Genomic DNA, 20,728 nt, shown 5'->3' on the forward strand with positions numbered 1-20,728 from the left:
CGGAGAACTCGCCATGAACCACGCCTACCGCCTGATCTGGAGCGAACTCCACCGCTGCTTCGTCGTCGCCGCCGAAACCGCCCGCGGCCGCGGCAAGGGCAAGAGCGCCAAGAAGCTGCTCGCCGCCGCCGTGCTGCTGGGCAGCGCCGGCACCGTGCTCGCCCAGGTGAACCCCGCCACCACGGTGGTGCCCACCGGCGGCAACACCAACGCCTTCATCTCGCCCAACGGCGTGCCGGTGGTGAACATCAACACCGCCAACGCCGCCGGCGTGTCGCACAACCAGTACACCCGCTACGACGTCGAAACCAACGGCCTGGTGCTGAACAACGGCAACTCCGACCAGGTTGCCCGCCAGTCCCAGCTCGCCGGCCAGGTCATGGCCAACCTCAACCTCGCCAAGGAAGCCACCGTCATCCTGAACGAGGTGGTGTCCACCCGCCGCAGCACGCTGGCCGGCTACACCGAAGTGGTCGGCGGCAAGGCCGATGTCATCGTCGCCAACCCCTACGGCATCACCTGCTCCGGCTGCGGCTTCATCAACACCGACCGCGTCACCCTGACCACCGGCACGCCGGGCTTCAACGCCGACGGCAGCGTCGCCGGCTTCGCCGTCAGCCGCGGCGACATCCTGGTGTCCGGCAACGGCCTGGACGCCACCGCCCAGCAGGTGCTGGACCTGGTGACCCGCAACGTGGTGCTCGACGGCAAGCTCAACGGCCAGGACGTCGGCATCTTCACCGGCACCAACCGCTGGAGCTATGTGAACCGCCAGGTGACCGGCCAAGTCGCCGCCACCGACGACGCGCCCAGCTACGCCATCGACTCCACCGCGCTCGGCGGCATGTACGCCAACCGCATCCGCCTGGTCGCCACCGAAGACGGCATCGGGGTAAACATGCGCGGCGACGTCGCCGCCACCGGCGACGACTTCACCCTGACCGCCGCCGGCAAGATCGAGATCCAGTCGTCCATCAGCGCCGCGCGCGACCTCGCCGTCACCACCACCGCCGCCAACGCCGATGCGCTGTTCCTGAACGGCGACAACGCCAAGCTGAGCGCCGACCGCGACCTCACGCTGGACATCACCGGCGGCGTCAAGCTCGCCTCCGCCGAACTCTATGCCGGCCGCGACCTCGACCTCGTCGCCGCCAGCCTCAACGACATCTCCAGCGGCGGCAGCCGCTTCGCCAAGCGCGATGCGACCATCGACATCGCCAACGCCGCAGACATCACCGGCTCCAGCTGGGGCGCCGGCAACAACCTGAGCGCCGAAGCCACCACCGTGCGCGCCGACGGCGCCAAGCTCTACGCCGGCAGCGACAGCAGCGCGGCCACCCGCAAGCTGACGCTCACCGTCTCCAGCGGCGGCAGCGAAGCCCTGGTGCTCACCGGCAACAGCGAAATCAGCTCCAGCAACGCGGCGCAGATCGCCGTCACCGGCGGCACCCGCATCGACGCCGGCAGCAAGATCAGCAGCGCCAACACCCTGGACTTCGACGGCAACAGCCTGAACAACTACGGCACCGTCTATGCCACGGGCAATGCCGACCTCGACCTGGTCACCGTCACCAACCGCAGCGGCGGCCTGATCTCCTCGGATGCAGAGCTGGCGCTCACCTCCACCACGCTGAACAACGAAGCCAGCGCCAGCATCAACGGCGACACCCTGATCCTGAACGGCGGCACCACGCTGACCAACGCCGGCCGCATCCAGGCCACCAACGGCTCCACCCTGCAGCTGGCCTCGCTGACCAACGACGTCGCCAGCGCGGTGATGCTGCTCGGCAGCGCCGCCAACGCCGCCTCCACCATCACCGTCAGCGGCGCGCTGATCAACCGCGGCGCCATCCACAACGCCGGGAACTTCACCATCAACGCCGGCAGCCTGGCCAACACCGGCACCGGCGGCATTTCCTCGCTGAGCACCCTGGGCGTCACCAGCGGCCTCAACATCATCAACGACGGCGCCTTCTACGCCGGCCAGGCGCTGAACCTGACCGCCAACAACGGCACCATCAACAACACCGCCAGCGGCACGATAGACAGCAACGGCAGCTTCACCGCGCGCAGCAAGGACTTCATCAACGCCAACGCCATCGTCGCGCTGGGCAACATCGACATTGGCGTCACCAACAGCTTCCAGAACATCACCGGCGGCGCGCTGCCGACCAAGAGCGAGACGCTGACGGACGTGGGCGGGGACAGCACCCTGGCCTACCTGTGGGAAGAGAGCGGCCCGGGCTATGGCGGCTCCGACATCGCGGTGAAGGAAAGCACGGTGCACGTGGTCGAGTCCCTGGTCGGCACCGTGCCGACGCAGAAGGCGCAGATCATCTCCGGCACCCGCATCGACCTGAACTACGGCGCCAGCGGCTCCAACGTCATGGCGCTGATCTCCGCGCCCACCGTCGCCATCACCGGTACCGGCACCTTCACCAACCAGGATTTCTCGCTCTACGAGTACGACTTCAAGAAGCAGTGGATCTACATCTCCGACTGCACCTTCACCGTCCTGGTCAGCTGCGCCAACTATGAGTACGCCTACTGGGCACGCATCAATGGCAACGCCTCTGCGCCTCATCCGAACGATGCCGGCGGCGAGAACTATGACACTTACAATCCGGGCTCCGGCTGGGTGCAGGTCGGCAGCTATGGCGACGCCAAGTCGGTCGCCGACGCCGGCCGCCAGCCGGTTTCCTACACGGTGATCGCCAACTACGGCGCCGGCATCCACGCCACCAACCTCACCTTCACCGGCGGCGCGCTGAACAACGAAGGCTCGCCCTTCCCGACCTCGGTCAGCGATACCGTGCGCGGCGCGGCCACCGCGCCCACGGTCTCCACGGCGAGCAGCCCCGGCACGGTGAACCTCGGCGGCCTTGTCTTCAGCCTGCCGACCAATCCGAACGGTTACTTCGTCACCAGCAAGAATCCGGATTCCGAGTACCTGATCGAGACCAACCCGCTGTTCGCGGTCGGCTCCAACTTCGTCGCCTCCGACTACCTGTCGGTGCGCTACGGCTACAACCCGGACGTCACCACCAAGAAGCTGGGCGACGCCAACTACGAAGCCAACCTCGTCCGCCAGCAGCTGATCGCCGCCACCGGCAACAACCTGCTCAAGGGCCAGGAAAACGAAGCCGCGCAGCTGCAGGCGCTGTACGACAACGCGTACAACGAAGGCACCAAGCTGGGCCTGAGCTATGGCGTGGCGCCGACCGCGGCGCAACTGGCCGGACTCACCGAAGACATCGTGTGGATGGTCGAAACCGTGGTGAACGGCGTCAAGGTGCTGACCCCGCAGGTCTACCTGGCGCAGAGCACCCGCGAGGGCATCGAGACCGGCGCGGTCATCGTCGCCACCAACACCAAGATCAAGGCCGACACCGTCGCCAACACCGGCGGCACCATCGCCGGCAGCGGCAACCTGAACATCGAGGCCACCGGCGACATCACCAACACCAGCGGCACGATCAAGGGCGGCAACGTCTCGGTGACCTCCACCGAAGGCAACATCGTCAACCAGACCTACACCCAGGGCACCGGCAACGAACAGTCCTACAACACGGTGATCGGCAAGACCGGCGGCATCGAAGCCACTGGCGACCTGTCGCTGGACGCGGCCAAGAACATCACCGTGCTCGGCGCCGACGTGAAGGCCGGCGGCGATGCCTCGCTGGCGGCCGGTGGCGACGTCACCTTCGACACCGTGCAGGACAAGACCACCACCTCCAGCGCGAGCAAGTCCAGCGGCTTCCTGAGCAGTTCCAGCTCCAGCACCAGCACCACCACCGTCACCAACATCGGCTCCAACCTGGAGACCGGCGGCAACCTGAAGATCAAGAGCGGCGGCGACACCACGCTGGCCGGCAGCACCGCCAACATCGGCGGCGATGCCGACATCGACGCCGGCGGCAACCTCAACATCGTCTCCCGCCAGGACACGGTGTCCACCAGCACCTCCAGCTCCCAGTCCGGCGTGGGCGTCGGCGGCGGCGTGTATGGCAGCACCAAGACCACCACCGACACCTTCGACGGCACCAACGTCGCCTCCACCCTCAACGTCGGCGGCAACGCCAACCTGAAGGCGGGCGAGACGATGACCATCCAGGGTTCGGATGTGAACGTCGCCGGCGACGGCAACATCGAAGCCAAGAACGTGCAGGTGCTGGCCGGCCAGGATGTGCACACCAGCAGCACCCGCACCGAGACCACCACCTTCCTGTCGACCAGCTCTTCCGGCGACTCGGAAGCGGCGGCCAAGGCGGGCGCCAGCGCCGGCGGCACCGAAGCCTCGGCCAGCGCCAGCGCGGCGGCCTCGGCCAGCAACAGCAGCCAGGTCAACCTGATGCAGACCCAGGTCACCCAGACCAACACCCTGGACGTGACCAACCGCGCCGCCACGCTGAACATCGGCGGCAACGCCACCATCAAGGCCGAACAGGACGTCACCCTGAAGGGCGCCGAAGTGTCCGCCGGCGGCAACCTGGATGTGAAGGCCGAGAATGTGAACATCCTCGCCGCGCAGGACATCCACACCAGCACCACCACCACCGAAACCACCTCGCTCGGCTTCTTCACCGACAGCCAGGCGGATGCGGGCGCGAAGGCGGGTGCCAATGGCAGTGCCGGGCTGGCCGGCGCCAGCGGCGATGCCAGCGCGGAAGCCTCGGCCAACGCCTCGTCGTCCACGACCATCGGCCTGCGCACCCAGTCCGAAAAGAGCAGCGAACTGGACATCGTCAACCAGGGTTCGGTGCTGAAGTCCGGCGGCAACATGAACATCACCGCCACCAACCAGGTGAACGTGCAGGGCTCCAACGTGGCCTCCGGCGGCGACATGAACGTCGACGCCAAGGACATCTCGGTGACCGCCGCGCAGGATGTGCACACCAGCACCTACAGCAGCAACACCACCACCGCCGGCCTCTACGTGGAAGGCAGCGCCAGCGCGAGCGCCGGTGCCAAGGGCTCGGCCAGCCAGGCGGGCGGCGCCGAGGGCAGCGCCGAAGCCAAGGCCGAAGTCGGCGTGGGTGTGGGCCTCACCGCCAGCAACTCCAAGACCTCGGGTGTTGACCAGACCACTACCGCGGTGACCTCCAGCCTGAGCTCCGGCGGCAACATGACGCGCACCGCCAGCGGCACCATCACCGACCAGGGCACGCAGATCGAAGCTGGCGGCAACTTCACGCAGAGCGCCAGCGAGATCAAGAGCCTGGCGGCGGAGAACACCAGCTACTCGTCCACCAGCAGCGACAGCAGCAGCCTGAAGATCGGCCTCACCGCCGGTGCCAACGCCGGCGCCAGCGCCAACAGCAGCGGCGAAACGGAAACCGGGGCGGCGGTCACGGTCGGCTTCGAGGCGTCTGCCTCCAAGAGCAGCTCGTCCTCCACCTCCAGCAGCAGCGAGGCGGTGACCTCCAACATCAAGGCCGGCGGCAACGTCAGCAGCGCCTCCAGCGGCAAGACCACGCTGCAGGGCACCAACATCCAGGCCGGCGGCGACGTCAGCCTGGAGGCCTCGGATGTGGACTTCCAGGCCGCCCGCAACACCAGCTCCAGCAGCGAGAAGTCCTCCGACGTGTCGGTGGGCGTCTCCGCCAAGGTGGCGGTGGTGGGCGACGAAGCCAGCGGCAGCGTCAACGTCGGCGTCGGCAACAGCAACAGCAAGTCTTCGTCCTCCACCGCGGTCACCGGCAGCATCAGCTCCGGCGGCAACGTGACGGTGAAGACCAGCGGCGACACCCGCTTCGAAGGCACCAACATCGAATCGGCCGGCGACACCACGGTGGCCGCCGGTGGCAACGTCACCTTCGACGCCGCCCGCAACACCTCCTCCGAGAGCAGCAGCAGCACCTCGGTGGAAGTCGGCGTCGGCGGCGGCAAGACCGCCGAGGGCAAGTCGGCCGAAGCCTCGGTGGGCGTGGGCGTGGAAAAGAGCAGCGCCGATTCCAGCGAAGCGGTCACCGGCGGCATCAACAGCGGCGGCAAGCTCACCGTCAGCGCCGGCAAGAACGCCAGCTTCGAAGGCACCGCGCTGCAGGCCGGCGGCGACGTTTCGCTGGAAGGCGAGAACGTCACCATCAGCGCGGCCAAGAGCACCGCCTCCGAGTCCTCCACCAAGGTCGATGTCGGCGTCTCCGCCAAGGTGGAGAGCGGCGGTGGCGAAGGCGAAGCCAACGTTGGCGTCGGCACCTCCAGCATGAACTCCAGCACCTCCACCGCCGGCTCGGTCGGCTCCTCCGGCGGCAGCGTCACGGTCAAGGCGCGCAGCGGCGACGTCAAGCTGGAAGGCACCAACGTGGATGCGGCCGAGAACGTCACCGTGGATGCCGCCCGCAACGTCTCCATCACCGCCACCACCGACACCTATTCCTCCTCCTCCACCGACGTCAGCGTCGGCGTCGCCGGCTCCAGCAAGTCCGGGAGCGACGAAAAGACCGGCGAGAAGTCAAGCGAGAAGTCCGCCTCGGCGGAACTGGGCGTGGGCGTGGCCAAGGAGAAGTCGGTGACGCAGACCGGCGCCAACATCAACGCCGGCAGCAACCTGACGATCAAGAGCGGTGGCGATACCACGCTGCAGGGCACCCAGGTCAACGCCGCCAGCGGCGGCCTGGAAACCGGCGGCAAGCTGGTCACCCAGTCGGCCAACAGCAGCAGTTCCAGCACCTCGGTGGAAGTCGGCGTCGCCGCCAGCGCCTCCAGCGGCAACAAGAGCAACGAGAAGACCGGCACCAGCGAGGACAGCGGCTCCGGCGGCTACGGCATGGGTGCCGCGGTTGGCAGCAGCAGCTCCAGCTCCAGCCAGGGGGTGAACATCAACATCGGCAAGTAAGCCCGCCGACGACGCCCCGGCCGCGAGGACGGGGCGCAAGCAAAAGGCCGCTGGCGGAAACCCTCCGCCAGCGGCCTTTTTTCCTCTCACCCCGACTCCGGCACCGGACTTTGCCGGCCTGCGCCCAAGCGCCCTGCGCGGCATTCATCAAGGCCTGGGCCGATCCGGTATTGCAGCCGTAACGGCCGCTTTCCTCCAGCCGGCGGACTTCACGATGACGGCGAAGCCTCCCGCGGCGAGGGCATGTCCGCAGGATCAGCCCGGGCCGTCGCTCGCGGCGGCCAGGAGCGGCACCAGCACATCGCCAATCGGCGTCCGAATGCCGTGCGCCCGGCCCCGGCGCAGGATGACGCCGTTGCGGGCATCCCATTCGAGTGGCCGGCCGGCTTCGCGATCCGTCAGGATGGAGGTGCCCATGTCGGCTGCGGCGGCCTGGAAGGCGTCGAGGATGGCCTGCGGCACCTCGTCGCCCAGTTCAGCCCCCTCGGCGCGGGCCACCGCCAGGCACTCTCGCAGGTAGTCCAGGGCCAGCCCGGAGATGTCGGCCCGGCGGAACATGCCCGCGCGACGCTGTGTGAGCGCCATGAGCCCGGCCACCGCGTTCTGCAGCAGCTTGCGCCAGGCCAGGGAGTTGAAATCCGGGGCCAGCTCCACCGCGCATCGCGTGCCTTGCAGCGCCTGTGCCACCACGCCGGCAGCCAAGGTGACTGGCAGGCTGATGCGCACGTCGCCGCGCAAGCGCACCGAACCGTCGGATTGCGCCTGGGCGGGAAACCACACGACCGCTGGAACGATCTGGCCGTGGGGGCAGTGCGGGCTGACGTTTTCCATCTGCTCGACCCCGTTCTGCAGCACGCACACCACGGTTTCCGGGCCGCTCAAGGCCGCCAGCCATCCTGCGGCCGCCGCGGTCTGCGTCGCCTTGACCGCGAGAAAGACGACCCTGGCCTTGCGCCCGATCCGTGCGGGATCGGTCCACACCGGACCGGGAACGACGACGAGACGCTCACCATCCCGCAGCGTCAGGCTATCGCGCGGCGTACGGCCGCACAGCAAGGGCCTGCGGCCGGCCTCGTGCAGCGCCGCCGCAATCGTGGTGCCGATGGCCCCCGGGCCCAGTACAACGACGGATGCATCGCATTCTGCGTTCATCGAAACGGACTCCTCCGGCCTTGCTGGGAGGCACCTGCCCAGCGGCTGCTTGTGATGCCCCCACGCCCAATGTAATTTATTACACATGGACAATTATTCAAGTAATGAAATTACAGGAATCGATGCACGCCTGGTGCAACTGATCGGGAACATCCAGGCGCGCTGTGGCGATCTCGCCGCGAGTGAGGCAAAAGTCGTCGCGCTGCTGCTCGCCGATCCGTTGTTTGTCGGCGAGAGCACCACCGCGCAGGTAGCCGCCCGTGCCGGCGTTTCGCCGCCGAGCGTGGTTCGAGCTGCGCGTGCGATCGGGTTCGGCGGATTCGCCGAGCTCAAGATGGAGATCGCCCGCGCGCGCGGCACCACCCGGTTCTTCGCGCCACCCGAGGCACTTGCCGCGGATGCGACCTCGGCCACCGTGCTGGAAACCGCCATCCGCGCGGGCGCCGACGCCCTGGCCGCGCTAGGCGGGGCGGTCGAACTCGCTGCGTTCGACAAGGCGGTCGATACCATCCTGGCTGCGCGCCAGGTGATCGCATTCGGCGCCGGCACGTCGGCGACGGTCGCCGCCGACGCCGTCTTCCGCCTGCGCGCGGTGGGCGCGACGACCATCGGCATCCCGGACTATCTGTCGGCGATGATCGCCACGCGGCTCCTGGGGCCGGGCGACGTCGTCATCGCCGTCAGCTCGACCGGACGCACCTCGACGACGCTCGCCATCGCCGATGCGGCGTCCTCTGCCGGCGCATCGCTCATCGCGGTCACCAACCAGTACGGCACGCCACTGGCGAAGCTCGCGGACATCGCGCTTGTCGTGGGCGGAGCGCCCCTGCCGGCGCAGATGGCGGCCGCGGGCAGCCGGCTGGCCCAACTCGTCCTCATCGACGCGCTGGTCGCCGCCCTGGCGCTGCGCGACCCGGCGCGCAGCCGCCGGGCGGAACGGGCGGGCATCGACCTGCCCGACATCTCCTGATGCAGCCCGGCACGGTCGCAGTCGTCCTCGCTGCGGCGGTCGCCCACGCGGTGTGGAATCTGGCCTCGAAGTACAAGCGGGGCGACACCTTGCTGTTCGTCTGCGCCTATACCTGCGCCTCGGCCCTGCTATGCGTCCCGATCGGCCTCGCCTTCGTCGCCAACGGGCAGCAAACGCTGGACTGGCGACTCGCAGTGGGCACGGCGGTCTCGGCTGTCTTGCACACCGCGTACTCCCTGACCTTGCAGCGCGGCTACGACCGCGCCGAGCTTGGCGTGGTCTATCCCATCGCCCGCGGCACCGGGCCATTGCTGACCATGCTCTTCGCCATCCTCCTGCTGGGAGAGCGGCTCACCCCGATCGCCGTGTCCGGCGCCCTGCTTGTCCTGGCCGGCATCCTGGTCGTCACCGGCAACCCGTTCCGGAGCGGGAGCCGCCGCCCGCTCCAGGGAATGCGCTGGGGCATCGCCACAGGGGTCGCCATCGCCAGCTACACCCTGTGGGACAGCTACGCGGTCACCTCGCTGCACCTGGCCCCGGTGAGCTACCTGGCCGGCACGCTGCTGTGGCAGAGCCTGATCCTGGCCCCGGGCGTGCTGCGCCAACGGCCGCGGCTGCTGGCCGCCATCCGTACCGACGCCGTGCCCATACTCATCGTGGCGGTGTTCTCCCCGCTCGCCTACATCCTCGTTCTCACCGCCATGCAAAGCGCGCCGGTGGCGCTCGTCGCGCCGCTGCGCGAGTCCTCCATCGTCATCGGCGCGCTGCTCGCTTGCAGGCTGTTCCGCGAAGATCATCTCGCGCGCCGGATTGCCGGCGCGGTGGTCGTGCTGGCCGGGATCGCGGCGATAGGGTTCTGACGCTCAGGCTGCAGAAGCCCGGGCGGTGACGCCGCTGCAATGCGGCGCGCAGTCCCCGCCCGAACGCAAGCGGCGCGGCACATCCCGCGCCGCGCCGTTTCTTGCCACCTCGCGGCGGGAAAAGCTCAGTCCGAACCGAAGGCGGTGATGAAGCGCGTCGCCCGCTGCGCCAGCGGAATGGCGAAGAAGGCCGCCACCGCGGCAATCGGCCAGGCCAGCAGGAAGGCGTGCATCCACAGCTTGAGGAAATCCGGCGTGAGGCCGAGGTTGAGGAGGGTGATGACCGCGGTCATCACGAACGCCATGATGGCGGACATCATGACCGGCATGACGTGATGGGGCTTGAGTCTCATCGGGGTGGGGGCTCTTGTATCGGTATCACTCGATATTGCCATGTGCGCCGCCATCTGTGTGCGCTGCAACATCAGTGATTTCCGCAAAGCAGGGCAGGCAGCACGGTGGCGGCGGAACCCTTGAGATTGAAGCGGGCCAGCGCATCGAAGGCGGTATGCCCCGGATTCACCTGCAGCAGCGTCGCCCCCGCCCGCAGCGCCTGCTCCGGCAGGGCCGCCGCCGGATAAACCAGCGCCGAAGTGCCCACGCACAGCACCAGGTCGCAACTATCCATCGCCTGCGAGGCCGCGCTCCATGCCGCCTCCGGCAGCCCCTCGCCGAACCACACCACGCCCGGCCGCAGCGCGCCGCCGCACTGCTCGCACCGCGGCGGCGCCAGCCTGCGGCCGCCCTCCGGCTCCACCGGCTCCACCGTGGCGAATGCCCCCGGCGCGCCGCAGGCACCGCAGCGCGGTGCGAACAGGCTGCCATGCAGGTGCACCGCCGCCGGGCCGCCGGCGCGCTCATGCAGGTCGTCCACGTTCTGCGTCACCACCGTCACCCCGCCGCTGCCCTCCGCCGCCCGCCGGGCGGCGAATTCCGCAATCGCACGATGCCCGGCGTTCGGCTGCGCCGCCCTCACCCGCGCCCGCCGCCACTCGTACCAGCCCCACACCAACTCAGGATCACGTGCAAAAGCCTCCGGCGTCGCCAGCGCCTCCGCCGAGAAACGCGCCCACAGGCCGGTGAGCGCATCCCGGAAGGTCGGCACCCCGCTCTCGGCCGACATGCCGGCGCCGGTGAAGATGACGATGCGGCGGGCAGCGCTTATGGCATCGCGGGCGGCGGCGAGAGGGGGCCTTGTATCCATCATGGGAAAGGGAGGGTGCGGAAGAAGCGCAAGGCTAGCGGAAGTCGTCTGCGGTCGCAGCAGGCCGCAACCTTTTCGGTGCCAGCCCCTTCAAGCCAGCGTCCGAAATGCGCACTTGATGGTCGGACGCCTTGGACTCCCGATCGGGACCAGGCCGCGCGCGACTTCTGCGTCACCCGGTCAAGCGGCGGGAAACGGCAGCGGAATCGCCCCCGCGTAGCGCGTGAGGACATCGCTGGGTGCAAGTAGCCATGCCCGCTCGAACAGGACAGCGCTCTTCTCCGCACCCGTGGTCATGCCGCCTTCGCCAACAAGGTTTGCACCGCCATCTCGGTATTGGCGATGGCGGCCTTTGCCGCGTCCGGGCCAAACACGGTGCCTTCGACGCGCACCAGTTCAACATCAGTGAGGCCGATGAAACCGAGCAGGTGCAAGAGGTAGTTGCTCTGGAAATCGAACGGTGCCCAGGCGCCTTCCGAGAACACGCCGCCGGCGGCGGCGACAAGATAAACCTTCTTGCCGGTCAGCAAGCCTTTTGGCCCGGTGTCGCCGTAGCCGAAAGTGACAGCTGGCCAAATGATGTGATCAAACCAGGCCTTGAGTTGGGAGGACGGTCCGAAGTTGATCATTCCCGAGCCAAGCACAACTACGTCAGCGGCCTTTAGCTCATCAACCAGCTCCTGGGCGATCCGCACTGCCTCAGCCTGCTCAGGCGTCCGGGCATCTGGCGCCGTGATGCGGCCATTAACGTAGGCAGAAGTGATGTGGGGAAACGGGTCTGCTGCGAGATCACGCACCGTCAGCGTACCGCCACAGCGAGCCTTGAGGCCTTCGGCGATCTCGGTTGCGAAGCGTGTGGAAAGGCTTTCAGCCCCGCGGGGGCTTGAGGTGACCAGTAGGATGTGGCTCATGATGGCTCCTAAGGATAAAATAAGAACTAGGTAATCAATGAATCCTAAATTACCAAACCATACGAAGGATGGTATGGTTCCCATGATCGATCCACAAGAAGGCACATGTATGTCACTGAGTCACATTGATCTGCCTAAGGACATGCCGCAGCCCGATGCCGAAGGCTGCCAGGCCACCCGCGAAATCCTGGATCGCATCGGTGACAAGTGGAGCCTTTACATCATCGCCACGCTGGCAAGCGGAGCGCGGCGTTTCAATGAGCTGAAGCGGGGAATAGACGGCATTTCGCAGCGCATGCTGACGCTGACGCTGCGTGGTCTGGAGCGTGATGGGCTGCTTACCCGGACGATGTATCCGACAATTCCGCCGCGCGTCGACTACGAACTCACCGCATTGGGAATGACGCTGCTAGGACCCGTGATGTCACTGGTCAACTGGGCGAATGCCAACAAGTCAGCCATATCCGAAGCGCATCGGCGCTTTGATGAAGAGTCCGAACCGGAGCGGATCTCCGTTCAGGGCGTTATCTACCAACGGCGGTAAGTTTCCTGACCGGACGGCTGCTTTCTCGGCCGATTGAAGTGCCGCGCTGCCCTCGAGGCCTTGCGCATCGTACTGAACGCCCCGCCCAGCAAGGATGTCGGGCACACGCCGCCACTTCGCGCGAGCCGCGACCGGCCGTGGTCTGCCCCTGCGCGACGCGCCGGCAGGGTGATGCAGAACCCAGTAACCGAACTGGAAAATCGGACGCTCTGGATCATTCCCGGATCTGCCGTCCTGACAGCAATGCGCAGCCCGCTCCACCCGAGCTCCCCCGATGTTTCATCGCTTCGCCAGCCTGGTGTGTGCTGGCCGGGCATCCGCCGTGCGAGGGGACTGGGATGCGTTGTACCCGGAGACGGGCCGGCCCTCGCCACCAGCGGGGCCGGTTACAGCTGCAGCAGCGGCTCGGGCTCTCCCAGCGCCGCCAGCTCGACGATGCTGCTCTCGCTCGCCGCACTGCCGTCCTGCAGCGCGGCGGCGAGGTCGGCGGTGGTGGAGTGGCGGGTCAGCATCAGGCAGGTGGTCTGGCCGGCGAAGACGAAGCTGGTGTGCCAGCAACCCGGCTTCATGCATACGCCCTGGCCGTTGGGGATGCGGAAGGCGCGCAGGCGCTGCAGGTCCGGCGTGCGCGGATCGTCCTCGCGGCCGGGGCAGACCACCTGCACGATCTCGCCGCCCAGCGGCACGATGGCCTGCTGGGTCAGCCAGTGGGCTTCGAGCAGGCGCACCCGCAGGCTGTCGTTGCGGTAATTCACCCACAGCACTTCCGGCTGGCCGGCGGCGCCGGCGTCGAAGTCGTGCACATGCCAGAAGTCGCTGCCGGGGTTGCTGAAGCCGGTGGCGGCGGCGTCGTAGCGCTCGCCGCCCAGCGCCCAGCCGAAGGGGGCGAAAGCCTCCGCGCTCAACGCCTCTATCCTCACCACGGGCGTGCTCATCACGCCGCCAGCACGCTTTCGATGGCCTGGCCCAGCGCCAGCACGCGGCGGTCGCTGCCGCCAGCGGCGGCGATCATCAGGCCCACCGGGGCGTTGCCGGTGTCGTGGCAGGGCACCGACAGGGCGCAGCCGTCGAGGAAGTTGATCAGCGTCGGGTTGCGCAGCATCAGGCCGTTGGCGGCGAAGTAGGCCTGCTCGTCGCGCACCAGCAGGTCGATCTCCGGCGCGATGCGCGGCACGGTGGGCATCAGCAGGGCGTCGAAGCCGGCGATGCGGGCTTCCACCGCGGCGATCCAGCGCCGGCGGGCAGCAATCAGGTCCAGCAGGTCGGCGGCGCTCATCTTGGCGCCGACGGCGATGCGGCTGCCGACGCGGGGGTCGTACTCGGCGCCGCGGTTTTCCAGGTAGCCGCGGTGCCAGGCCCAGGCTTCGGCGGCGGTGAAGGTGCCGCGGGCGTGCAGCTGGGCGAGCTGGGAGAACTCCGGCAGCGCGATGCGGCGCACCCGCGCGCCTTCGGCCTGCAGGCGGGCAAGGGCGATCTCGAAGGCGGTGGCCACCGTCTCGTCCATGTCGTTCAGCGCCACGTCGGTGGGCACGGCGAAGCTGGCGTCGGCGAGTTCGGCGGCGGCGGGGATGTCCACCGGCTCGCCGGCCAGCACCGCATCCATGATGGCGCAGCAGCGCACCGAGGCGGCCAGCGGCCCGATGGAGTCCAGCGCGGTGGACAGCGGCAGCACGCCTTCCATGCTGACGCGGCGGGCGGTGGGCTTGAAGCCGGTGAGGCCGCACAGGGCGGAGGGAATGCGCACCGAGCCGCCGGTGTCGGAGCCCACCGCCGCCACCGCCATGCCATCGCTGACCGACACCGCGGCGCCGGAGGAGGAGCCGCCGGGGATGCGGCCGGTGGCGCGGTCCCAGGGGTTGCGCGGGGTGCCGTAGTGGGGGTTGAGGCCGAGGCCGGAGTAGGCGAACTCGGTCATGTTGGTGCGGCCGACGATGATGGCGCCGGCGGCGATCAGGCGGTCGATGACCACCGCGTTGCGGGTGGCGGGCGGCGCGTTCTTCAGCAGCACCGAGCCGGCGGTGGTGGGCTGGCCGGCGATGTCGAACAGGTCCTTCACCGACACCGGCAGGCCTTCCAGCGGCGAGCGCACGATGCCGGCGGCGCGCAGGGTGTCGGAGGCGCTGGCGGCGGCCATGGCGCGCTCGGCGTCGATGCGGGTGAACACCCGCGCGCCTTCGCCGGCGAGATCGGTGGCGCGGCCCAACGCGGCGGTGGTGAGTTCGACGGCGCTGCGGCGGCCTGCGGCCAGCTCGGCGGCCAGGAGTTCGATGGTGGGGAGCATGGGGCGGAGTCTCGTTATCGGCGATGAAGGAGGCGCCAGGCCGCGGGGGCGCCGGCGTCGCTGCGGCATCTGGTGCGGTGCGCCGGGCGGGCCGCTCGGGCCCGGGGCGGCGGCTCGACGCATGGTAAGGCAAGCGTGCCGGCCGCTGGCGTGGCTGCCGGCACGGTGGAATGCCGCCGGGTGGGGAGGGACCACCACCCGGCGGCGTCGCCTGCTGCTCAGGCGACTTCGGGCAACACGGTGGCGGTATAGCGGTGGCGGATGCTGCGGCCGCTGCGCGGGTCGTGCAGCTCCATCTCGAAGGTGGCCGCCGGCCGGATGCCGCCGATGACGGCGACGGTGCCGCAGGTCATGCCGGTGCCTTCTTCCAGGCCCTTGCCGCCGGTGTAGCCGGCGATCAGGTCTTCAGCGGTGCGCAGGCTGGCCAGGGTACCGTCCTGGTAGAGCACCTCGGCACCGTTCTCGATGATGCGCGAGCGCACCTGCAGTTCGTCCCAGTGGCCGGCGACGTCGGCCAGGCGCCAGGCGGTGGTGGCCACCGGCTTCACGCAGATCTGCTTGGACAGCGCCACGCTGTGGGCTTCCAGCTTGCGGTCGGTGTGGTCGGAGGCGATGGAGAGATAGAGCTCGCCATCCACCTTGAAGACGAAGGCTTCCACCTCGCCGGAGCTGTCGCCGCCGACGACCTGGATGGTGGCGTCCTGCGTCACCTGGTTGGCGGCCACGCGGTAGTACAGCGGCACGCTGCTGGGGCGCGGCACGCCGATCTCGGCCAGTTCCTCGATGTGGTGTTCGATGGCGGCGCGGTCACGGCCGGCCCAGCCGGCGATGACCAACTGGCGGATGTCGGCTTCCAGCGGACGGCTGCCGCCGTCGGTCTCGAGCGTGAAGTGCAGTTTCATTGTCTTGTTCTTTCCTTGGGATGTTGGGGTCAGAGGCGGGGTCGGGGCGTTCAGCCGAACACCGAGGGCAGCCACAGGGCCAGCCCGGGAACGAAGGCAAGCAGCGCGACCATGAGGAACAGCGCCGCCACGAAGGGCAGGCTGCCGACGATCACGTCCTGCATGGAGCCGCTCTTGCGCAGGCTCTGCACGACGAAGAGGTTGAGGCCCACCGGCGGGGTGATCAGCGCGGTTTCCACCAGCACGATGACGACGATGCCGAACCACACCGGATCGAAGCCCAGCGCGATCATCACCGGGGCGATGATGGGGATGGTGGTGATCATCATCGACAGCGTTTCCATGAAGCAGCCGAGGATGACGTAGAACACCACCACCGCCAGCAGCATCCAGCCCGGCGACAGGCCCAGGCCGGACAGGGTCTGGGTGATGGAGTCGGTGAGGCCGATGGCCGACATGATGAAGTTGAGGAAGGCGGCGGCGATGACGATGATCATGATCATCGCGGTGGCGCGCATGGTGTTCTCCAGCGCCTCGCGCAGCATGGCGAAGCTGAGGCGGCGGAAGCAGGCGGCCAGGATCAGCGCACCCACCACGCCCAGCGCGGCGGCCTCGGTCGGCGTGGCGATGCCGGCGTAGATGGAGCCCACCACCAGCAGGAAGATGCCCAGCGGCGGCAGCAGGTGCACCAGGGAGGTGAAGCGCTCGCCCCAGTTCGCCCGCACCCGCTGGCCGCCCCACTCCGGCTTGAGCACGCAGGCGATCACGATCACCGCCATGAACATCAGCGCCATCAGGAAGCCGGGGAGGATGCCGGCAAGGTAGAGCTTGGGCACCGAGGTGTTGGTGAGCACGCCGTAGATCACCAGGTTGATGGACGGCGGGATCAGGATGCCCAGCGTGCCACCGGCGGCGATGGAGCCGAGGAACAGCGGCTCGTTGTAGCCGAAGCGCTTGATCTGCGGCAGCGCCACCGTGCCCACGGTAGCGGCGGTGGCCACGCTGGAGCCGGAGGTGGCGGAGAACACGGTGGAGGCGCCGATGTTGGCGTGCATCAGCCCGCCCGGCAGCCACGACAACCACAGGCTCATCGCCCCGTACATGCGCTCGGCGAAGCCGGCGCGCAGCAGCACCTCGCCCAGCAGGATGAACATCGGAATGGCGACGAGCAGGAACTCGTTGTTCGAACTCCAGGCCATCTCGCCCATCGCGCGGGTGAGCGGCAGCATGGAGTAGATCGGGTCCAGGATGAGGCCGAGCACGCCGAGCGCGGCGGCCACCGGCAGGCTGAGGCCGATCAGCACCAGCAGCAGGATGAGGGCGACGGCGATCATGCGGCTTCTCCCTTGACGATGCGCTCGCCGGCGGCGGCTTCTTCCTCCGCCTCTTCCTGGGCGGACTTCACCCCGGCGATCTCGCGCACGGTCTCCAGGTCGCCGGTCACCAGCGCCACCGAGGCGCGCACCAGCATCAGCGCCAGCACCACCGAGAACCAGGCCAGGCCCAGCACCCACAGCGTCTGCGGAATCCACAGCGGCGTCGCCAGCGGCGTGTTGGCGGCGGCGTTGCCGTCCCAGGAGGTCATCGCCACGTCATAGGCGTAGTAGCTCAGGTACACCGAGAACACGCCGAGGGAGACCAGCGCCAGCCAGTCCAGCACCGCGCACAGGCGCACCGGCAGGTGCTGGTAGATCACGTCCACCCGCACGTTGGCGCGCTCCAGCGCGGTGAAGGCCAGCGCCCAGGTGGTGCTGATGGCGAAGGCGTAGCTGGACAGCTCGTCCGCCCCGCCGGTGGTGACGCCGAGAAAGCGGCGGGCGAGCACGTCCACCGCGATGAGGAACACGCTGGCCAGGGTGAGCGCGCCGCCCACCCATACCGCCAGCCGCGACAGGGTCCGCGCCATTCCCAGCAGGCGGGAAAGCGCGGCGCAATTCGTCTTGGTCATGAGGAAAACTCCAGAGGCCGGACGACCCGACTGCAGGAAGGAGGCCAGGGCGCGCCGACAGAGGCGCCCCTGGCCGGAAGGCGCAAGGCTTACTTGCTGGCGGTCACGCCTATGGTCTTGCCGACCGTGGCGTTGAAGTCGCTCACGCACTGGGCGGAGCAGCGCGCCGCCCACTTGGAGAGCACCGTCTGGCGGATCTTCTTCAGCTCTTCCATGTCCGCCGCGCTGGGCTGCACCAGCACCATCTTGCCTTTCACCGGGTTGGGGCAGGCGGCGGCGCCGGTGTTGCAGTCATAGCCCTCCTGGGTCTGGCGGGCGGCGGCGTCCCAGATGTCGTTCACCAGGGTCTTCACCTCGGCCTGCAGGAAAGCCTGCACTTTCGGGTCCAGCTTGTCCCAGGCCTTCTGGTTCACCGCGTGGATCTGCTGGTTCCAGTTGATCGGCAGCGCGTACAGGTGGGTGGACACCTCGTACCACTTGGCGGAGTAGCCCGACAGCGAACCGGTGATGGCGCAATCCACCACCTTGTTCTGCAGCGCCGGCACCACCTCGCCGAAGGCCATCGTCACGCTGGAGCCGCCCACCGCCTCGACGAACTCGGCCTGGTTGCGGCTGCTGGTGCGCACCTTCTTGCCCTTCAGGTCGGCCAGGCCCTTCACCTCGGCGTTGCAGAACAGCACCTGCGCCGGATAGGTGGAGATGCCCAGCAGCTTCACCTTGGAGCCCTCGCCGTAGAACTTGGCGTACACCGGCTCGAAGGCCTCGGTGACCTTGCGCGCGGTGGCCACGTCCGGCGCCAGGCCTGCGAGGTCGATGGCTTCGTTGATCGGGTTGTCGCTGGCGAAGTAGGACAGGGTGGCGGTACCGAACTCGACCACGCCCTGGGACATCAGGCGCAGCAGCTCAGGCCCCTTCAGCCCCATCTCGTTGAAACCCTTGATCTCGGCGGTGACCTGGCCGCCGGACTTCTCAGGAATGGTCTTGGTCCAGAACGGCCGCTCGTAGTCGGTATACGCGGTGAGGTTGCTCAGACCGCCGACGATCTTGAGCTGGGTCTTGGGCAGGTCCTGGGCCAGTGCGGAACCGGCAAGCAGGGTGCCGGCGATGACGGCTAGGGCTTTTTTCATGGGACGCTCCTCCGATGGGGTGAGGGGTGATTCACGGGGAAAGGCTGCTTGACCCACCGGCAGCCCCGCCGCCGATGGGCAGGGAAATCAGAACAGGGCCAGGTCTGCGTTCTTCAGGTCGGTCACCAGCATGTGGCCCGGCGCGTGGGTGATGCAGAACGACGGCCGCGCCGCCGCCACCACCGACTGCGGCGTCACACCGCAGGCCCAGAACACCGGAATCTCGCCGTCGCGGATCGCCACCGCGTCGCCGTAGTCGGGCGCCATCACGTCGCGGATGCCGATCTGCGCCGGATCGCCCAGATGCACCGGCGCGCCATGCACCGACGGAAAGCGGGAGGTGATCTGGATCGCGCGGATGGCGTCGGCGGCCTTCATCGGCCGCATCGACACCACCAGCGGGCCGGAGAAACGGCCGGCCGGCACGGTGGGGATGCTGGTGCGGTACATCGGCACATTGCTGCCGGCGCTGATGTGGCGGATGTCGATGCCGGCGGCCAGCAGCGCCTCCTCGAAGGAGAAGGAGCAGCCGATGGCGAAGCTCACCAGGTCATCCCGCCAGACGTGGGACACATCGGTGCATTCCTCCACCACCTCGCCGTCGCGCCATACCCGGTAGCGCGGCACGTCGCTGCGGATGTCGAGGTCTTCGCCTATGGACGGCAGCCGCGGGTTGCCCGCCTCGGATACGCCCACCAGCGGACAGGGCTTGGGGTTGCGCTGGCAGAACAGCAGGAAATCGTTGGCCAGCTCGCGCGGCAGGATGGCGAGATTGGCCTGCACATGGCCAGGCGCCAGGTTGGCCGTGGGGCCGGTAAAAGCCCCGCTGCGCGCCTGCAGGCGGGCGGCGACACTGGCGGGAACGGCAGCGGATGCGGACATGCGGACTCCGGGGTAACGGTATGTTGCAAATCCATTTCAGCCCAGAAGTACCGCACTGTCTAATCGTATGTTCGGATTGAGGCTTATAAGAAAAACGGATCAGTTGCCGCCTCTCCGCCCTCCTCGCTGGCCGCCACCTGCGCCGCCAGCCGGGCGATGGCCGCCGCCACATGGCTGTCGCTGCCATGCAGCCAGCTGGCGGTAAAGGCCAGCTCCGGCAAGGGTTCGGCCGCCACCTGCAGCAAGCGCAGCCGGCCCTCGGCCAGCTCCTTGCCGAGGAAAACCGGCGCGATCACGCTGGTGCCTATGCCGTCCCGCGCCATGCGCACCGCCATCGCCAGCGAGGCCAGGCCGTACATGCGCGGCGCGGCCACGCCGGCGCGCAACAGCATCTCGCGCACCATCTGGTAAGGCCGGCTGCCGGAGGGGTAGGTGATGATGGGCAGCTGCGCCACCCGCTGCAGCGTCAGCGGCTCCGGCCCCAGGTCCAGCTGCGGGCTGGCGACCCAGGCCAGCGGATAGCGGCACAGCGGCAGGTTCTCGACGTTGGCGTCGGCCAGCGGACCCATGAGGAAGGCGAGGTCTATCTGCCGGCCGACCAGGTGGGAACGCAGCACCGGCGTGGTATCCACCTCGATCTCCAGCACCACTTCGGGGAAGGTGTTGTGTACCCGCTCCAGCAGCGCCGGCAGCCAGGTCTGCACGATGGTCTCCGCCACGCCGATGCAGACCCGGCCGCTGATGGCGTTCTGCGAACGCGCCACCAGCAGCATGTCGTGGCGCATCTGCAGCATGCGCTCGGCGTGGGGCAGCAGTTCCTGCCCCTTGGCGGTGAGGCGCACGCCGCGGGTGTCGCGGTCGAACAGGCGCGCGCCCAGCGCATGCTCCAGCTGCGCCACCCGCTGCGATACCGCCGGCTGGCTGGTGTGCAGCTTCTCCGCCGCGCAGCGGAAACCGCCCAGTGTGGCGACCCAGTAGAAGGTTTCGATGCCGCGGAGTTCGATCACGTTAGCAGTTGGGCTGGAAAAGGCGATCACCCGAGCTTATCAGTAGCTAGCGGAGGAGGGCGTGCTTGGGGCGATTGGCGGGCGGGCGCTTGCTCTGCCGGC

The 20,728-nt window shown here is 68.3% G+C and carries 16 protein-coding genes; 4 read left to right on the top strand and 12 right to left on the bottom strand.

What is annotated here, in order from left to right; all coding sequences use genetic code 11:
• Positions 1–13: 13 nt before the first annotated feature.
• Positions 14–6,838: a hemagglutinin repeat-containing protein gene (locus tag GRF61_RS00230; protein ID WP_169148738.1), complete on the top strand. Its 6,825-nt coding sequence runs from the start codon at positions 14–16 to the stop codon at positions 6,836–6,838.
• A 255-nt stretch (positions 6,839–7,093) separates the two neighbouring features.
• Here GRF61_RS00230 and GRF61_RS00235 read toward each other — a convergent pair whose 3' ends face one another.
• Entirely contained in the window at positions 7,094–7,990 is an 897-nt protein-coding gene (locus tag GRF61_RS00235) for an oxidoreductase (protein ID WP_169148739.1), read from the bottom strand.
• Between the two features lie 85 nt (positions 7,991–8,075).
• Between GRF61_RS00235 and GRF61_RS00240 the strand changes: the two genes are divergently transcribed.
• Both GRF61_RS00240 and GRF61_RS00245 read left to right on the top strand, forming a co-directional pair.
• Positions 8,076–8,960: a MurR/RpiR family transcriptional regulator gene (locus GRF61_RS00240; protein WP_169148740.1), complete on the top strand. Its 885-nt coding sequence runs from the start codon at positions 8,076–8,078 to the stop codon at positions 8,958–8,960.
• On the top strand, positions 8,960–9,820 hold the full coding sequence (locus GRF61_RS00245) for a DMT family transporter (RefSeq protein ID WP_169148741.1): 861 nt from the start codon (positions 8,960–8,962) through the stop codon (positions 9,818–9,820). Before GRF61_RS00240 ends, GRF61_RS00245 begins: the two co-directional genes overlap by 1 nt.
• Positions 9,821–9,945: 125 nt before the next feature.
• Here the strand turns inward: GRF61_RS00245 and GRF61_RS00250 are convergent, their stop codons facing one another.
• The 3 genes from GRF61_RS00250 to GRF61_RS00260 all read right to left on the bottom strand — a co-directional run bounded on the left by GRF61_RS00250 (position 9,946) and on the right by GRF61_RS00260 (position 11,935).
• Complete coding sequence (locus GRF61_RS00250; protein ID WP_169148742.1) at positions 9,946–10,173, bottom strand: DUF2798 domain-containing protein; 228 nt, start codon at positions 10,171–10,173, stop codon at positions 9,946–9,948.
• 71 nt (positions 10,174–10,244) lie between these two features.
• Positions 10,245–11,027, bottom strand: a complete 783-nt coding sequence (locus GRF61_RS00255; RefSeq protein ID WP_169148743.1) for an NAD-dependent deacylase — start codon at positions 11,025–11,027, stop codon at positions 10,245–10,247.
• Positions 11,028–11,317: 290 nt separating this feature from the next.
• On the bottom strand, positions 11,318–11,935 hold the full coding sequence (locus GRF61_RS00260; protein WP_169148744.1) for an NAD(P)H-dependent oxidoreductase: 618 nt from the start codon (positions 11,933–11,935) through the stop codon (positions 11,318–11,320).
• A gap of 82 nt (positions 11,936–12,017) precedes the next feature.
• Between GRF61_RS00260 and GRF61_RS00265 the strand changes: the two genes are divergently transcribed.
• Entirely contained in the window at positions 12,018–12,479 is a 462-nt protein-coding gene (locus tag GRF61_RS00265) for a helix-turn-helix domain-containing protein (RefSeq protein ID WP_211165647.1), read from the top strand.
• A gap of 386 nt (positions 12,480–12,865) precedes the next feature.
• Here the strand turns inward: GRF61_RS00265 and GRF61_RS00270 are convergent, their stop codons facing one another.
• From GRF61_RS00270 to GRF61_RS00305, 8 genes are all read right to left on the bottom strand, one after another.
• Positions 12,866–13,414 (bottom strand): ureidoglycolate lyase, encoded by a 549-nt coding sequence (locus GRF61_RS00270; RefSeq protein ID WP_169148745.1) that lies wholly within the window; start codon positions 13,412–13,414, stop codon positions 12,866–12,868.
• Entirely contained in the window at positions 13,414–14,760 is a 1,347-nt protein-coding gene (locus GRF61_RS00275; protein ID WP_211165648.1) for an amidase, read from the bottom strand. Before GRF61_RS00275 ends, GRF61_RS00270 begins: the two co-directional genes overlap by 1 nt.
• A 218-nt stretch (positions 14,761–14,978) precedes the next feature.
• Positions 14,979–15,662, bottom strand: coding sequence for a DUF2848 domain-containing protein (locus GRF61_RS00280; RefSeq protein ID WP_169148746.1), 684 nt, complete (start codon positions 15,660–15,662; stop codon positions 14,979–14,981).
• Positions 15,663–15,712: 50 nt separating this feature from the next.
• Entirely contained in the window at positions 15,713–16,996 is a 1,284-nt protein-coding gene (locus tag GRF61_RS00285) for a TRAP transporter large permease (RefSeq protein ID WP_169148747.1), read from the bottom strand.
• Complete coding sequence (locus tag GRF61_RS00290; RefSeq protein WP_169148748.1) at positions 16,993–17,610, bottom strand: TRAP transporter small permease subunit; 618 nt, start codon at positions 17,608–17,610, stop codon at positions 16,993–16,995. The genes GRF61_RS00285 and GRF61_RS00290 overlap by 4 nt, the downstream gene beginning before the upstream one ends.
• Positions 17,611–17,699: 89 nt before the next feature.
• Positions 17,700–18,737: a TRAP transporter substrate-binding protein gene (locus GRF61_RS00295; RefSeq protein WP_169148749.1), complete on the bottom strand. Its 1,038-nt coding sequence runs from the start codon at positions 18,735–18,737 to the stop codon at positions 17,700–17,702.
• A gap of 87 nt (positions 18,738–18,824) precedes the next feature.
• Positions 18,825–19,619, bottom strand: coding sequence for a putative hydro-lyase (locus GRF61_RS00300; protein WP_169148750.1), 795 nt, complete (start codon positions 19,617–19,619; stop codon positions 18,825–18,827).
• A gap of 83 nt (positions 19,620–19,702) precedes the next feature.
• Complete coding sequence (locus tag GRF61_RS00305; RefSeq protein ID WP_169148751.1) at positions 19,703–20,626, bottom strand: LysR family transcriptional regulator; 924 nt, start codon at positions 20,624–20,626, stop codon at positions 19,703–19,705.
• Positions 20,627–20,728: the final 102 nt, after the last annotated feature.

Origin of the sequence: Azoarcus sp. TTM-91, from assembly GCF_012911025.1 — a bacterium.
Classification (GTDB): Bacteria; Pseudomonadota; Gammaproteobacteria; order Burkholderiales; family Rhodocyclaceae; genus Azoarcus.

What these genes read in the sequence shown, in the direction of transcription:
- GRF61_RS00235 (WP_169148739.1), bottom strand. Translation starts at nt 7,990, where the DNA reads ATGAACGCAGAATGCGATGCATCCGTCGTTGTACTGGGCCCGGGGGCC.
- GRF61_RS00230 (WP_169148738.1), top strand. Translation starts at nt 14, where the DNA reads ATGAACCACGCCTACCGCCTGATCTGGAGCGAACTCCACCGCTGCTTC.
- GRF61_RS00285 (WP_169148747.1), bottom strand. Translation starts at nt 16,996, where the DNA reads ATGATCGCCGTCGCCCTCATCCTGCTGCTGGTGCTGATCGGCCTCAGC.
- GRF61_RS00290 (WP_169148748.1), bottom strand. Translation starts at nt 17,610, where the DNA reads ATGACCAAGACGAATTGCGCCGCGCTTTCCCGCCTGCTGGGAATGGCG.
- GRF61_RS00245 (WP_169148741.1), top strand. Translation starts at nt 8,960, where the DNA reads ATGCAGCCCGGCACGGTCGCAGTCGTCCTCGCTGCGGCGGTCGCCCAC.
- GRF61_RS00250 (WP_169148742.1), bottom strand. Translation starts at nt 10,173, where the DNA reads ATGAGACTCAAGCCCCATCACGTCATGCCGGTCATGATGTCCGCCATC.
- GRF61_RS00300 (WP_169148750.1), bottom strand. Translation starts at nt 19,619, where the DNA reads ATGTCCGCATCCGCTGCCGTTCCCGCCAGTGTCGCCGCCCGCCTGCAG.
- GRF61_RS00260 (WP_169148744.1), bottom strand. Translation starts at nt 11,935, where the DNA reads ATGAGCCACATCCTACTGGTCACCTCAAGCCCCCGCGGGGCTGAAAGC.
- GRF61_RS00265 (WP_211165647.1), top strand. Translation starts at nt 12,018, where the DNA reads ATGATCGATCCACAAGAAGGCACATGTATGTCACTGAGTCACATTGAT.
- GRF61_RS00240 (WP_169148740.1), top strand. Translation starts at nt 8,076, where the DNA reads ATGGACAATTATTCAAGTAATGAAATTACAGGAATCGATGCACGCCTG.
- GRF61_RS00295 (WP_169148749.1), bottom strand. Translation starts at nt 18,737, where the DNA reads ATGAAAAAAGCCCTAGCCGTCATCGCCGGCACCCTGCTTGCCGGTTCC.
- GRF61_RS00275 (WP_211165648.1), bottom strand. Translation starts at nt 14,760, where the DNA reads ATGCTCCCCACCATCGAACTCCTGGCCGCCGAGCTGGCCGCAGGCCGC.
- GRF61_RS00280 (WP_169148746.1), bottom strand. Translation starts at nt 15,662, where the DNA reads ATGAAACTGCACTTCACGCTCGAGACCGACGGCGGCAGCCGTCCGCTG.
- GRF61_RS00255 (WP_169148743.1), bottom strand. Translation starts at nt 11,027, where the DNA reads ATGATGGATACAAGGCCCCCTCTCGCCGCCGCCCGCGATGCCATAAGC.
- GRF61_RS00270 (WP_169148745.1), bottom strand. Translation starts at nt 13,414, where the DNA reads ATGAGCACGCCCGTGGTGAGGATAGAGGCGTTGAGCGCGGAGGCTTTC.